At 64.3% G+C, this 14047-nt stretch carries 13 protein-coding genes; 10 read left to right on the top strand and 3 right to left on the bottom strand.

Translation table 11 applies throughout. The features are described from left to right. Positions 1-149 precede the first annotated feature (149 nt). Positions 150-1298, top strand: a complete 1149-nt coding sequence (locus ACVWZM_RS25770; protein WP_057018114.1) for a DUF3095 domain-containing protein — start codon at positions 150-152, stop codon at positions 1296-1298. 243 nt (positions 1299-1541) lie between these two features. Here the strand turns inward: ACVWZM_RS25770 and ACVWZM_RS25775 are convergent, their stop codons facing one another. The 3 genes from ACVWZM_RS25775 to ACVWZM_RS25785 form a co-directional block, all read right to left on the bottom strand. Next, a complete protein-coding gene (locus tag ACVWZM_RS25775) occupies positions 1542-1985 on the bottom strand; it encodes a DUF2147 domain-containing protein (protein ID WP_076828011.1) in 444 nt (147 codons plus the stop codon). A gap of 259 nt (positions 1986-2244) precedes the next feature. Next, positions 2245-3630: an MATE family efflux transporter gene (locus ACVWZM_RS25780; protein WP_076828013.1), complete on the bottom strand. Its 1386-nt coding sequence runs from the start codon at positions 3628-3630 to the stop codon at positions 2245-2247. 136 nt (positions 3631-3766) lie between these two features. After that, positions 3767-4297 (bottom strand): GNAT family N-acetyltransferase, encoded by a 531-nt coding sequence (locus ACVWZM_RS25785; protein ID WP_076828015.1) that lies wholly within the window; start codon positions 4295-4297, stop codon positions 3767-3769. Between the two features lie 139 nt (positions 4298-4436). Between ACVWZM_RS25785 and ACVWZM_RS25790 the strand changes: the two genes are divergently transcribed. From ACVWZM_RS25790 to pal, 9 genes are all read left to right on the top strand, one after another. Then, a complete protein-coding gene (locus ACVWZM_RS25790) occupies positions 4437-5036 on the top strand; it encodes a superoxide dismutase (protein ID WP_016846956.1) in 600 nt (199 codons plus the stop codon). Positions 5037-5277: 241 nt separating this feature from the next. Continuing rightward, complete coding sequence (gene crcB / locus ACVWZM_RS25795) at positions 5278-5664, top strand: fluoride efflux transporter CrcB (RefSeq protein WP_076828042.1); 387 nt, start codon at positions 5278-5280, stop codon at positions 5662-5664. Positions 5665-6234: 570 nt separating this feature from the next. Beyond that, positions 6235-6948, top strand: coding sequence for a protein TolQ (gene tolQ / locus ACVWZM_RS25800; protein WP_016846954.1), 714 nt, complete (start codon positions 6235-6237; stop codon positions 6946-6948). A 34-nt stretch (positions 6949-6982) separates the two neighbouring features. Then, positions 6983-7450, top strand: coding sequence for a biopolymer transporter ExbD (locus ACVWZM_RS25805; protein ID WP_016846953.1), 468 nt, complete (start codon positions 6983-6985; stop codon positions 7448-7450). Between the two features lie 30 nt (positions 7451-7480). Further along, positions 7481-8413 carry a cell envelope integrity protein TolA gene (locus ACVWZM_RS25810; protein ID WP_057018118.1) on the top strand — a complete coding sequence of 311 codons (933 nt, stop codon included), beginning with the start codon at positions 7481-7483 and terminating at the stop codon, positions 8411-8413. Between the two features lie 72 nt (positions 8414-8485). Then, positions 8486-9811 (top strand): Tol-Pal system beta propeller repeat protein TolB, encoded by a 1326-nt coding sequence (gene tolB, locus ACVWZM_RS25815; RefSeq protein ID WP_028340643.1) that lies wholly within the window; start codon positions 8486-8488, stop codon positions 9809-9811. Positions 9812-9995: 184 nt separating this feature from the next. After that, a complete protein-coding gene (locus ACVWZM_RS25820; protein ID WP_456855270.1) occupies positions 9996-12320 on the top strand; it encodes a putative bifunctional diguanylate cyclase/phosphodiesterase in 2325 nt (774 codons plus the stop codon). Between the two features lie 172 nt (positions 12321-12492). Further along, positions 12493-13227, top strand: coding sequence for an N-acyl amino acid synthase FeeM domain-containing protein (locus ACVWZM_RS25825; RefSeq protein WP_057018120.1), 735 nt, complete (start codon positions 12493-12495; stop codon positions 13225-13227). A gap of 272 nt (positions 13228-13499) precedes the next feature. Further along, positions 13500-13982, top strand: a complete 483-nt coding sequence (gene pal, locus ACVWZM_RS25830) for a peptidoglycan-associated lipoprotein Pal (RefSeq protein WP_016846948.1) — start codon at positions 13500-13502, stop codon at positions 13980-13982. The last annotated feature ends 65 nt before the right edge of the window (positions 13983-14047 follow it).

Consider the following 14047-nt stretch of genomic DNA (forward strand, 5'->3'; position numbering starts at 1 on the left):
GAGCGAAGCGCAATCCGGGGTCTCCCGCCGCTTGAGAGGTCCCCGGATTTCGCTGCGCTCCATCCGGGCTACGCTTCTAAAACCGGTCCCAACCCGCGCCGTATCTGCTAGAGAATCCCGCATCAGGGCGGAAACGGCGCGGCGTTGCGATGGCTGGCGGCAGCGATATCTTCTACGGCGGCATTCCGGTGTTTCGCGGCTTCGCGCGGCTGATGGACCCCGCGCTGTATGCGCCGTTGCCGGATGACTGGACGGTCGGCGTCGCCGATATCGTGGAATCGACCAAGGCGATCGCGGCGCAGCGCTACAAGGCGGTCAACATGGCCGGCGCCGCGGTGGTCGCCGCCGTCACCAATGCGCTGGAGGGCCGCGAATTCCCCTTCGTGTTCGGCGGCGACGGTGCGAGTTTTGCGGTCGCGCCCGCCGATCTCGACAAGGCGCGCGAAGCCCTGGCCGCGACCGCGCGCTGGGTGCACGACGACCTCGATCTGGTGCTGCGGGTGGCGCTGGTGCCGATGGCGGCGATCCGCGCCGCGGGCGCCGATGTCCGCGTCGCGCGCTTCGGGCCGTCGGCCAATCTGTCCTATGCGATGTTCTCAGGCGGCGGTCTTGCTTACGCCGATGCCGCGATGAAGCGCGCCGAGTTCGCGGTCGATCCGGCGCCTCAGGGCACGCAACCCGATTTGTCCGGCCTGTCCTGCCGCTTCGAGGTGATGCCGTCCGCGCGCGGCGTCATTCTGTCGGTGCTGGTGCTGCCGGCGAAGAACGCCGATCCCGCGTCCTTCCGCAAGGTGATCGAGGATATCGTCGTCCGCGTCGAGAAAAGTCCCGATGCCGGACGGCCGGTGCCCGCCAGCGGTCCGCCGCTGCACTGGCCGCCGCAGGGAATGGAGTACGAGGCGCGCGCACGGCGCCGCGGCCCGCTCGCGCTGCGTCGCGCCGTGGTGCTCACATTCACGCTGTGGGCCTATACGCTGATGCGGTTCAACATCCCGGTCGGCAAGTTCGCGCCGAAACGTTATCTGCAGCAGGTCGTCGAGAATTCAGACTTTCGCAAGTTCGACGACGGCCTGCGCATGATCCTGGATTGCACGCCGGAGCTCGCTTCCGACATCGAGCAGCGCCTCGCCGCCGCCGCGGCGCAGGGCATCGTGCGTTATGGCCTGCACGAGCAGGATGCCGCGATGATGACCTGCTTCACCCCGTCGGTGATGCGCGCCGACCACGTCCACTTCATCGACGGCGCCCGCGGCGGCTACGCCTCGGCCGCGACGGTGCTGAAGGCGCGCGCGGTGTAGCAATTTTTCTCACCTCTCCCCGCTCGTTTGCGGGGAGAGGTCGGACGCCACGCCTCGCGTGGCTTTCGGGTGAGGGCAGGCAATGCGTGGCCGCAAGAGATATTCATCCGACTCGCGAGATCGACGGTGAGCTGACTACAATTCAGATATGGCTACGCGGATAGAGCCCCTCACCCCAACCCTCTCCCCGCAAGAGCGGGGCGAGGGAGCACGGTCCCGTCGCGGTTACCGCTCGGCTCAGAATTACCGTCCCACCCGCGTCCAGGTCTCGCCGCCGCACAGCGCGCCGACGCAGCCTTCGACGCGCAGCGTGCTCTCGCCGGTCACCGAGATGCTGCTCGCATAGGTGCCGCCGTCGTCGGCGTTGTAGATCTGGCCCGACCATTTGCCCGCGGCGACCGGATGCATGCCGGAAAACAGCGGCAGCCCGATGATCGGCCGGCTGGACAGCGACGGATTCGGATTCTTGTTGTCGACCTGGGGCTTGCCGGTCATCGGATCGATCGGGTCGCGCAGGCTCACCACCACGCCGCAGATGCCGCCGCCGCATTTGCTGATCTTGACGCGGGCATCGCCGGCCTGGGTCTGCCAGACGCCGACCGGCTCAGGCGCGCCTTGCGCATGCGCGACGGGCACGGCAAGCACCGTCGCAATGATTGCGATCATGAATTCGAATCTGCAGGCCATGGCTCATTCCCCCAGAGCATGATCCGGAAAAGTGCGAAGCGGTTTTCCGAAAAGATCATGATCAAACAAAGAGCTAAAGCGCGATGACGATTCGACCCAATCTCATCGCGCTTTAGAGGTCGGCCTGCATAACAAGTCGAAGAATTTCTGCAATGTCATATTCGCGCGATCAGGTGAGCGCGCTCCCAAAAAATTTGGTGCCTGTTTCCGGAGCAGTCATGCTTAGGCAACGCTCCGGTGCGAGGGCGCTGCGTCGTATTTATCCCCAGCGGGTCAGCCGGATCGAAATGATGGTGGCGAGGCCGAACGCCACCATTGCACCGCCGACCAGCGCAAACAGCGTCCACGCCGGGGCGCTCACGGTAGCGAGCCACCAGCCGCCGATGCCGACCAGCAGCAGGCGGATGGTGCCGGCCAGCACCGGTCCGCCGACCTTGGCCGCGCCCTGCGAGGAGAAATAGAGACAGACGCCGACGCCGAAGAAGCCGAAGCCCGGGCCGGCCAGCGCGAAATAGGACGAAGCCGCGGCGGTCACGCCGGGATCGGTGGTGAACAGCGCAATCCACAGCGTCGGCTTGAGCGCGACCACAAGTCCGACGAAGCCAACGACAAGTCCGGCGACGGTGCCGGCGGTCCACGCCACCTTGCGGGCGCGCGTCACGAGTCCCGCGCCGATCGCCATGCCGACTATCGGCACCGAGGCGACGCCGACCGCGAACGCGATCGGGATCAGCAAAAACTCCAACCGCGAGCCCATGCCGTAACCGGCCAGCGTCTCGGTGCCGAAGCTGGCCAGGATCTTGGTGAAGATCAGGATGGTCAGCACGCTCTGCAGCGGCGACAGGCAGGAGATCGCGCCGACCTTGAGAATGTCGAGGAACATCGCGCGCTGGAAGCTGAAGGCGGCGAAGTCGAGTTTCAACCGGCTGCGGCCAGAGGCGAGATACCAGGCGAGGAAGATCGCACCACACGTGAAGGCCGTGAGCTGTCCGGCGGCGACGCCGCGCATGCCGAGACCGGGCATGCCGAACAACCCGAGACCCAGCACGCCGCCGACCGCGATCTGGATCATCGAGACCGTGATCAGCGTCATCGAGGGAATTCGCATATCGCCGGTGCCGCGCACCACGGAGGCGAGCGTGTTGACCAGCCAGATCGAGATCGCGCCGGAGAACAGCACCTGCGAGTAATGCATCGACTGCTCGAGCACGCCGCCATGTCCGCCGAGCAGCGCATAGAATTTGCGGCCGAAGCCCAGCATCATCACGGTGAAGAACAGTCCGGCGCATCCGCCGATGATCGCCGCATGCAGCGCCAGATCGGCGGCGCGGTCGCGATCGCCGGCGCCGAGCGCGCGGCTGATCGCCGACGAGACGCCGCCGCCCATCGCGCCGGCCGACATCATCTGCGTCAGCATCGCGAACGGAAACACCAGCGCAATGCCGGCCAGCGGCTCGGTGCCGAGCCGGCCGATGTAAGAGGTCTCGGCCACCGCGACCAGCGTCGAGCCGAACATGGCGATGGTGTTCGGGATCGCGAGGCGAAGCAGCGTCGGCAGGATCGGCGCGGTCAGCAGGTCATTGACCGGCGTGGCGGGCGCGGCCGTGGCCGGCTGCACGTCGTCGATCGAGGCATCAATGGTCATGCGTCACGGCTCACTTCGCAAGCGGGAGAGGGGCGCACTGCAATCCAACGCCAGTGAACCGGGCTCGCAATCAATAAATGATGATCGACATGTTACGAGGTTGCACCGTTGATCGCCACCGCCGCCGATGCAGGGGTCACCACGGCAGGCCGCATAGGTCGATCTTGCCCTGGCGCGGCGCGCGGACGATGTCGTTGACGAACGGCGCCATCGCCTCGAAGCGGATCTGCCCGGAAGGCTGCTCGCAATAAACTTCGCCGCTGAAGGGATGCCAGCCGCGCGCCTGGTAGAACGCGAAATTGTGCGGCTCGCAGAATAAGATTGCAAATTTCACCGCGTCGTTGGCACGAATGGTGTGCACGGCAGCATCCAACGCGAGTGACGCATAGCCGCGCCGCCGGCAGTCCGCGCGGGTCGAGACTCCGCCGATGCCGCCGACATGCACCTTGTGGCCATTCCAGGTGATGGTCCGGAAATAGATACCGACATGGCAGGCCAGCCCGCTGTCGTCGGGCGCATCGAGCAGTACGCGCAAATCCGCGTGGGCCCATTTGATGTCCGCCCAGACCGGCTTCTCGGCGGCATCCGGGCTCCAGACCGCCTGGAGCAGCGGCTCGGCGCGCTTCCACGACGCATCTCCGTTGAGAATGTCGATTTCGATGCTCATCGTCTGGGTCCTTGGTCTTGGTTCGGGCTGTGCCGATCTGTCATGGGCGATCCGAAAATGCGGTGTTTCTCCGCCATGGAACCTTCTATAAGGGGGGCCCGTTAAGTGTAGTCTCCCACCCTCTGTTGGACATTACCCCATGACCTTCACGCTACCCGATCTGCCCTACGCCCACGACGCCCTTGCTCCCTACATGTCCAAGGAAACGCTGGAGTTTCACCACGACAAGCATCACCAAGCCTACGTCACCAACGGCAACAACGCGATCAAGGGGACCGAATTCGAAGGCAAGTCCCTCGAGGAGATCGTGAAGGGTTCGTTCGGCAAGAACGCGGCCGTCTTCAACAATGCCGGTCAGCACTACAACCACATCCATTTCTGGAAGTGGATGAAGCCGAATGGCGGCGGCAGCAAGCTGCCCGGCCGGCTCGAGAAGAAAATCAACGAGGACCTCGGCGGCTTCGACAAGTTCAAGGCCGACTTCGCTGCTGCCGGCGCCGGTCAGTTCGGCTCCGGCTGGGCCTGGCTGCAGGTCAAGGGCGGCAAGCTCGAGGTCGCCAAGACTCCGAACGGCGAGAACCCGCTGGTCCACGGCGCGGTGCCGATCCTCGGCGTCGACGTCTGGGAGCACTCCTACTACATCGACTACCGCAACCGCCGTCCGGACTATCTGAAGGCGTTCGTCGAAAACCTCGTCAACTGGGACTATGTCGACGAGCTGTTCGGCAAGGCCGGCTAAGCGCGGCTTCGACCGTCGCATATTTCTTCACCCTCCCCTGAAGGGGAGGGTCGTTTCGCATGCAGCGAAGCGAAATGCGAAACGGGGAGGGTCATCTCTCAGCACGAGCAGTCTCTCAATGGAGAGACTGTGACCCCGCCCCGCCGCTCATTTCATTCGCGTCGACCCTCCCCTTTCAGGGGTGGGTGATTTGAGTGTGCGGCAAGATGCGCCCTCACTCGACACACCAGCGGGGGCATTGGTGGGTAACGCGGCAAGCTATCTCCTCGTCTTCTTCGGCGGCGGTCTCGGCGCGACGTTGCGGCATTTGATCAACGTCACCTGCGCGCGCTGCATCGGCACCGCGTTTCCCTACGGCACCTTCATCATCAACATCACGGGCTCGACCGTGATGGGCCTGATCGCCGGCTATCTCGCCTTCAAGGGCGACGCCTCGCAGCCCTGGCGGCTATTTTTGATGACCGGCATCCTCGGCGGCTACACCACCTTCTCCGCCTTCTCGCTCGACACCGCGCTGCTCTACGAGCGCGGCGAGCTCGGCCTTGCGGTGTTGTATGTCGCGGGCTCGGTCGCTCTCTCGATCGCCGGCCTGTTCGCCGGGCTCGCGATCATCAGGCATTTGACGTGAGATGCACTCGGCACCGCCATCTCTGGAATACTGGATCACCCGCATGCGGGTGATGACACCGCGTGGTGTGGCAACTTGAATCGAGAACCATCCTTCCCGTCGTCCCGGCGAAGGCCGGGATCCATTACCCCAAGTCTCAAATGTTGCGCGCGCTGGGGCCGCGATCCCGTTCATCACTGAGTGCGGTGGTTTGGATCCCGGCCCCCGTGCGCAATTGCGCACTAGGCCGGACGACGTGGGAAGGGGTCTCGTCACCTTCCATCCCGCGGAAACTGTTCATCTGTGGAACCCGCCAACCTCCCCGGCCGGCGGCATTTCCCGCCTCCAAATTTCCCTTTGGTAACCTCGCCTTAACCATGATTAGCGTTTGGTTAGGGTCGGAATGACGCGTGAAAAGCCCTCGTTTTGACATGTTGGCAGGGGAAGCAGGGCGCGGCTTTGGACGGGCCCCCCATGCGACAGATGTAAGAGGCTCTCGCGCAGTTTTGCCGCGCCGGGCGCGCGGCCGTGGAAGGGGTGCCGATTGGCGGCCCGCCGAATTGGGACACTTGCGTTGAGAGGATATTGCCGATGAATCCCGCCGACGTGGCTCAGTCAACTCTGCCACTGGCATCGAGCGACGTGTCGCTGATCGCGCTGTTCTGGCAGGCCCATTGGGTCGTCAAATGCGTGATGTTGGGACTTCTGTCCTGCTCGGTGTGGGTCTGGGCGATCGCAATCGACAAGATCCTGCTCTACGCCCGCACCAAGCGGGCCATGGACAAGTTCGAGCAGGCGTTCTGGTCCGGCCAGTCGATCGAGGAACTCTACCGGGCCCTCTCGGCCAAGCCGACCCAGTCGATGGCGGCCTGTTTCGTCGCGGCGATGCGGGAGTGGAAGCGCTCCTTCGAGAGCCAGTCGCGGTCCTTTGCCGGCCTGCAGGCGCGGATCGAGAAGGTCATGAACGTCTCGATCGCCCGGGAGGTGGAGCGGCTGGAACGCCGGCTGCTGGTGCTCGCCACCGTGGGCTCGGCAGGCCCCTTTGTCGGCCTGTTCGGCACCGTCTGGGGCATCATGTCGAGCTTCCAGTCGATCGCGGCCTCCAAAAACACCTCTTTGGCGGTGGTGGCGCCCGGTATCGCGGAAGCGCTGTTTGCCACTGCAATCGGCCTGATTGCCGCAATTCCGGCGACTATTTTCTACAATAAGTTCACTTCGGAGGTGAACCGGCAGGCCGCGCGCCTGGAGGGCTTCGCCGACGAGTTCTCCGCCATCCTGTCCCGTCAGATCGACGAGCGGGGTTGAGTTAGATGATGGTCACTTTTGCGGGTGTGCGATCATGGCGATGAGCATGGCAGGGTCCGGCGGTGGCAGACGCCGCCGCGGCGGCCGCAAGCCGGTCATGGCCGAGATCAACGTCACGCCGATGGTCGACGTGATGCTGGTGCTGCTGATCATCTTCATGGTCGCGGCGCCGCTGATGACGTCGAACATCGACATCGACCTGCCGGTGGCGAGCGGCGGCAAGTCGATCTCGTCGAACCAGCCGCCGCTGACATTGTCGGTCAAGCGCACCGGCGGCGGCTGCAACTCGAATGTCGAGCTCTATCTGGGTGACGCGCCGGTCACGGCCGCCGATTTTCCGGCCAAGATCAAGGCGATCGGTGACGCCCGGTCGGATGCCGAAAAAGTGGTCTATCTGCGTGGCGACAAGGACGTCTGTTACACGGATATGATGAAACTGCTCGGGGAGGTCCGGGCCGCGGGATTCAAGGCGAATATCGTCATCATCCCGGAAGGCGGATAACCACCATGCCAAGGCACGGGGAAGCCTGATTTGAAGGTCAAGGTCGACAAGACTCTGGCGGCATCGATTGTCCTGCACGTCCTCGTGATCGGGTGGGGCCTCGTGTCGTGGTCGACCAAGGCGTACGTGATGCCCGAAGAGGAATCGGTTGCCGTCGACGTGATCTCGCCCGACCAGCTCTCGCATGTCATGGCCGGTCAGAAGGACGGCAAGAAGGAAAATCCCAAGCCGCTGGTCGACAAGGTCGCTGAAGCCAAGCCGGTCGACGACACCGTCGGCAAGGTCGAGGAGAAAAAGCCCCCTGTCGTGACCGACACCGCGCCGCAGCCGGCGCCGAAGGTGGAGAAGCCGGAAGACAAGAAGCCGGATCCGCCGAAGAAGGTCGAGAACAAGCCGAAGGAAGAGCCGAAGCCGGTCGAGAAGAAACCCGATCCGGTGAAGCCCGACCCGATCGCGGAAGCGATCAAGAAGGAAGAGAAGAAGCCGCCGCCGAAGCCGGTCGCACAGGCCGCCAAGCCGCCGCCGGAGCAGAAGCCGAAGGATCGCGTGTTCGACCAGAGCAAGATCGCAGCCCTCCTCGACAAGCGTGACCCGACGCGGGCCGCGGCGACCGGCGATACGCTCAATGCCAATGCGGCGCTCGGCACCGCGAAGGGCAAGGCTGCCGACAACTCCGCGACCTGGGGCGCGATGTTCAAGCAGCAGGTCGAGCGCTGCTGGAAGAAGCCCTATGGTGGCATCGAGGCGCAGCAGACCGAGGCGGTGTTCTCGATCAAGCTGAAGCGTGACGGCTCGCTCGAGGGCATGCCGGTGCCGGAAGGCACGCCGGCGACGCCCTATCTGCGCGTCTATCAGGAGAGCGCGCTGCGGGCGATCATCGAATGCCAGCCGTACAATCTGCCGGCGGCCTTCTTCGACGAATGGAAGTATTTTGCGCCGGTGTTCACAGAGCGAAAGACCTGAGGGCGACGGCGTCGCTTGGCCAATAGCAAACAAAGTCTACGGACAATGACCGACCAGAATGATTTGCGTACAATGACGTTTCGCCTCGACCGCCGACAGATGATCTCCGGAATGGCTGCCCTTGGCGTGCTGGCCGGAAGCCGCAGCGCCTTTGCACAGAAGCGCGTCGTCATTCCGGAAGGCGACTTCGCGCCGCTGCCGATCGCGATCCCGAACTTCGCCGCCGGTACGCCCGGGGACACCGAGGTCGGTGTCGGCGTGACGCAGGTGATCACCAACAATCTGAAGCGCAGCGGCCTGTTTGCGCCGATCGATCAGGCGGCCTATCTCGAGAAGCAGATCAACATCGACGCGGCGCCGAACTTCAACAACTGGAAGAGCATCAACGCGCAGGCGCTGGTGACCGGCCGCATGACGCGCCAGGGCAACGGGCGCGTCAAGGCGGAGTTCCGGCTCTGGGACGTCAACACCGGCCAGCAGCTCGCCGGCCAGCAGTACGACACCTCGGCCGAATACTGGCGGCGCATCGCCCACATCATCTCCGACCAGATCTACGAGCGGCTGACCGGCGAGAAGGGTTATTTCGATACCCGCGTCGTGTTCGTCGACGAGAGCGGCTCGGCGGATCGCCGCGTCAAGCGGCTCGCGCTGATGGACCAGGACGGCGCCAATGTGCGCTACCTGACCCGCGGCTCGGATCTCGTGCTGACGCCGCGCTTCTCGCCGTCGACCCAGGAAATCACCTACATGGAATTCGGGCAGGGCGACCCGCGCGTCTATCTGCTCAACATCGAGACCGGCCAGCGCGAGATCGTCGGCAACTTCCCGGGCATGTCGTTCTCGCCGCGCTTCTCGCCCGACGGCCAGCGCGTCATCATGAGCCTGCAGCAGGGCGGCAACTCCAACCTGTTCGTGATGGATCTCCGCTCGAAGTCGATGACGCGGCTGACCGACACGCCGGCGATCGACACCTCGCCGTCCTACGCGCCCGACGGCACGCGGCTGTGCTTCGAGTCGGATCGCGGTGGCAAGCCGCAGATCTACGTGATGCCGGCAACCGGCGGCGGTGCACAGCGCATCTCGTTCGGCGACGGCACCTATTCGACGCCGGTTTGGTCGCCGCGCGGCGACTACATCGCCTTCACCAAGCAGGGCGGCGGGCAGTTCGCGATCGGCATCATGAAACCCGACGGTTCGGGCGAGCGCATCCTGACCTCGGGCTTCCACAATGAAGGCCCGACCTTTGCGCCGAACGGGCGCGTCGTGATGTTTTTCCGCGATCCCGGCGGCAACAGCGGCCCGTCGCTGTTCACCATCGACGTCTCCGGCCGCAACGAGCTGCGGGTACCGACCCCGGGCTTTGCCTCCGACCCGGCCTGGTCGCCGCTGTTGTCGTGAGCCGGGTGCAGAGCTGCTCCGGGAACCTCGGCGGCGGTCAACACTTCTCACCTAGCGCACTGAATTTTATAGTGAATTCCGGTCGTCGCCTGGGCGCGGCAAGGACTTGCTAACGATGTTCGCTCAGAAAGACTTCACCTGCGATCAGTAAGAGTGCGAGCTGAAAAGGACGCGCGCTCTCACAATGCAGTTTGCAAGTCAGACGGGTGAACCGGACCGGTCGATGTCGCCGACGATTTCGGCGGCACTGGTCGATTCCCTGTTCATGAACCCAGCGCCCATGATTTTCGGCGCCTTCGGTCCCGCCATTGCGGGCGCCGTGATTGCGGCTGTCACGAGCAATCTGTTGTGCTGGCTATGCGTGCCGCTGTTCATCGTGGTGGGGCTGGCGCGCGCGCTGCAGATGTACCGCTACCAGCAGCGCAATTCCCGGCTCACCGTCGAAGAGTCCGTGACCTGGGAGAAGCGTTACCGGATCGGCACCATCGCCTACGGCATCTCGCTCGGCATCTGGGGCGTCACCGTGCTGCTCATGACCAATGATGCCGCCGCGCACATGCTGTGCGTGACCACGGTGGTCGCCTACACCTCGGCGGGGGTAGGGCGGACCTTCGGCCGGCCGCAGATCTTCCACCTGCATCTGTTGATGTCGATCGGTCCCCTGATCCTGGCGCTGATGTATGTCGGCGGCCCCTATCACATCGCCCTTGCACTGCTCAGCCTGGTGTTCTTCAGCGCCATCCGGCATCTGACCTCCAGCCTGCAGCGCATCTACGTCAACGCCTGGATCGCCAAGGAGCGCGAGGCCGCGCTGGCGGGCCAGTTCGATACCGCGCTGAACAACATGCCGCACGGCCTGTGCATGTTCAGCGCCGACGGCCGCGTTGCGGTGATGAACCACCGCTTCATCGAGATGATGCAGCTGTCGGACGATTTCGTGCAGCGCGGCGCCAGCGCGACCGACATCTGCAACGCCTGTGTCCTGTCCGGCTCGATCTCGGCCGCGGCCGCACAGCAGATCCTCTACGAGATCGAGAGCTCGCAGCGCGGCGATATCGTCACCAGCGATCCCGACCCAACCAAGAACCGCTCGCTCGACTGGACTTTCCAGCCGATGGCCGGCGGCGGCACGGTGGTGCTGGTCGAGGACATCACCGAGCGCAAGGACGCCGAGGCCCGGATCAGCCACCTCGCGCGCTACGACGAGCTGACCGCGCTGCCCAACCGCGTCAATTTCCGCGACGAAATCGGCCGGCTGCTCGCCATGCAGCACGGCGACCATCGCTCCGCATTGCTGTTCGTCGACCTCGACCAGTTCAAGCAGGTCAACGATACGCTCGGTCATCCCTGCGGCGACCAGCTGCTCTGCGCGGTCGCCGAGCGGCTGCGCGAGATGCTGCGGCCGGAGGATTTCGTGGCGCGGTTCGGCGGCGACGAGTTCGTGGTGTTCCAGCAGAACATCCACTCGCACGAGGACGCTGCGGCGCTGGCTCGTCGCATCGTCGACCGCCTCAGCGAGCGCTACAAGATCGACAACCATTTGGTCGAGATCGGCGCCAGCGTCGGCATCGCGATGACCGCGCCCGGCGTCGGCGCCGACACGCTGCTGAAGAACGCCGACATGGCGCTCTACCGCGCCAAGGCCGACGGCCGCGGCACCTTCTGCTTCTTCCGCGACGAGATGGCGCAAACCGTCGAGGCCCGCCGCATCCTCGAGCTCGACCTGCGCAAGGCGCTCGCCAACGAGGAATTCGAGCTGTTCTACCAGCCGCTGATCAACCTGAAGTCCGGCAAGGTGAGCACCTGCGAGGCGCTGCTACGCTGGAACCATCCGGCACGCGGCACGGTCTCTCCGGTCGACATCATTCCCGTTGCCGAGGACATGGGCCTGATTGTCGATCTCGGCCGCTGGATCCTGCGCAAGGCCTGCATGGAATGCATGAAGTGGCCCGAGGCGGTCAGCGTCGCGGTCAACTTCTCGCCGCAGCAGTTCCACCAGCGCGACGTGCTGAGCGAGGTTCGCTACGCGCTCGAGGTCTCCGGCCTGCCGGCGCACCGGCTCGAGATCGAGATCACCGAATCCTCGCTGCTGCACAACACCGAGCTGACCCACGACTTGCTGTCCCAGTTGCGCTCGCTCGGCGTGCGGATCTCGCTGGACGATTTCGGCACCGGCTACTCGTCGCTCAGCTACCTGCACAATTTCCCGCTGCAGAAGGTCAAGATCGACCGCTCCTTCCTCGAAGGCATCGACAGCGACCGTCCGCTGACCCTGCTGCGCGGGGTGGCGCGGCTGTCGGCGGATCTCGGCATGTCGGTCGTGGTCGAGGGCATCGAGACCAATGAGCAGCTCGAACTGATCAGCGCCGATGGCGCGGTGACCGAAGCACAGGGATACCTGTTCAGCCGGCCGGTTCCCTCCGTCCGCATCCGCCAGCTGCTCAATGCCTCGCACGGCCGGCGGATCGACGAGCAACTGCACGTGGTTCCCTCGCGCTCGATCGCTTGACCCGGCGCAATACCCTCAATCGATAGTTGTGAGAGCCTTCGGCTGCACCATTCGTAGTGTACCCTTGCGGCGAGAGGTTAACTGTATTGCCTCGATTGCTTTGACGGAAATTAAGAAGCTGTTAATCTTTTGGCCGCGCGTTGAAGTTGTTGCGTTGTTCAGGGAGTACCAAATGAGGTCCGCGGCCGAAGCCATCAAGCCCGCGACAGGAAGGCTTGCGGACCCTCTGGATCAAGTCGATTACCGCCTCGCTCAGACCCCGGAACAGAAAGACGAGATCTACCGGCTTCGCTATCGCGCCTATCTGCGCGAAGGTGCGATCCGGCCCTCGGCGGATGAGCGGGTCGTCGATCAGTTCGATGATGCGCCGAATGCCTGGGTGTTCGGTGTCTATCTGCAAGGCGAACTCTGCAGCTCGATCCGCATCACCGTGGTGACGCCGGAATGGCGTACCTCGCCGACGCTCGAGGTGTTCGGCGACGTGCTGCTGCCGAAGCTTGATCAGGGTCTGGTCTTCATCGACTCGACGCGCTTCGTCGCGGATCCCGAGAAGGCCCGGAACGTTCCGGAACTGCCCTATGTCACCGTGCGCCTCGGCTCGACCGCGGGCGTGCACTTCAACGCCGATTACGGCCTGGCGCCGGTCCGGCCCGAGCACATGGCGTTCTACCGGCGTGTGTTCCTGCACGAGACCTGGTCGGAGCCGCGGCTCTATCCCGGGCTGGTGAAGCCGGTCGGCTTGATGGCGTCGCATTTGCCGACGGTGCGGGAACGCGTGCTGGCCCGCTATCCCTTCCTGCGCTCCAGCGCCTTCGAGCGGCGCATGCTGTTCGACCGCGAAGGCCAGTTGCAGCCCGACGGCTTCGTGCAGCCGTTCGAGCGCGCTTCGATCGTGCCGAATCCCTGAGGGAATCGGCCATTCTCATCGAGTCAGTGTCGATCGACTGTTGCGCGCAGGCCAAATTGTCCTGCAAAAGCGGCCGGTTCCCGCGAACCTTGCCTTCCCTTCACCATCGCGCCACATTTGCCACCCATTAACCATCGGGGGCGCTTTTCGCCATTGCCTGGCATTTGATGGGGTTCAGCAAGGTCTCGTCAAGGTTGACGGAACGTTCGCTTAACCATCGCCCTGTAGACCGATTGGGTAGTACGAAGAGCGCGAGCGTGGAGGCTCCGGGAATGAATTATCTCCAGGGTATGAAGCTGGTTGCGGTTCTGGCGGTGGCGCTGTCGATGGGCGCCTGCGCCAACAAGAACCCGTTGGACGCCAATGGCGCGATTGGGGGCGCCGCGACCCCGGGCAGCCAGCAGGATTTCGTGGTCAATGTCGGCGACCGCGTGTTCTTTGAGAGCGATCAGACCGATCTCAGCCCGCAGGCGACGGCGACCCTCGACAAGCAGGCGCAGTGGCTGCAGACCTATAATCGTTACTCCTTCACCATCGAAGGTCATGCCGACGAGCGCGGCACCCGCGAATACAACATCGCGCTCGGTGCCCGCCGTGCCCAGTCGGTCCGCGCTTACCTTGCCTCGCGCGGCATCGATCCGAGCCGCATGCGCACCATTTCCTACGGCAAGGAGCGTCCGGTCGCGGTCTGTAACGACATCTCCTGCTGGTCGCAGAATCGTCGCGCCGTCACCGTGCTGAACGCCAGCTCCTGACGCGAACCTGAATGAGTGTTTTCAAGCCGGCGCCTTCAGGGCGCCGGTTTTTGTTTTGGCCGCGT

The organism is Bradyrhizobium sp. USDA 4501 (assembly GCF_054062115.1).

Excerpts from the sequence above, each read along its gene's own strand:
- ACVWZM_RS25825 (WP_057018120.1), top strand. The coding sequence starts at position 12,493 with ATGAGGTCCGCGGCCGAAGCCATCAAGCCCGCGACAGGAAGGCTTGCG.
- ACVWZM_RS25820 (WP_456855270.1), top strand. The coding sequence starts at position 9,996 with ATGCAGTTTGCAAGTCAGACGGGTGAACCGGACCGGTCGATGTCGCCG.
- tolQ (WP_016846954.1), top strand. The coding sequence starts at position 6,235 with ATGAATCCCGCCGACGTGGCTCAGTCAACTCTGCCACTGGCATCGAGC.
- ACVWZM_RS25805 (WP_016846953.1), top strand. The coding sequence starts at position 6,983 with ATGGCGATGAGCATGGCAGGGTCCGGCGGTGGCAGACGCCGCCGCGGC.
- tolB (WP_028340643.1), top strand. The coding sequence starts at position 8,486 with ATGACGTTTCGCCTCGACCGCCGACAGATGATCTCCGGAATGGCTGCC.
- ACVWZM_RS25780 (WP_076828013.1), bottom strand. The coding sequence starts at position 3,630 with ATGACCATTGATGCCTCGATCGACGACGTGCAGCCGGCCACGGCCGCG.
- ACVWZM_RS25775 (WP_076828011.1), bottom strand. The coding sequence starts at position 1,985 with ATGGCCTGCAGATTCGAATTCATGATCGCAATCATTGCGACGGTGCTT.
- ACVWZM_RS25785 (WP_076828015.1), bottom strand. The coding sequence starts at position 4,297 with ATGAGCATCGAAATCGACATTCTCAACGGAGATGCGTCGTGGAAGCGC.
- pal (WP_016846948.1), top strand. The coding sequence starts at position 13,500 with ATGAATTATCTCCAGGGTATGAAGCTGGTTGCGGTTCTGGCGGTGGCG.
- ACVWZM_RS25790 (WP_016846956.1), top strand. The coding sequence starts at position 4,437 with ATGACCTTCACGCTACCCGATCTGCCCTACGCCCACGACGCCCTTGCT.
- ACVWZM_RS25770 (WP_057018114.1), top strand. The coding sequence starts at position 150 with ATGGCTGGCGGCAGCGATATCTTCTACGGCGGCATTCCGGTGTTTCGC.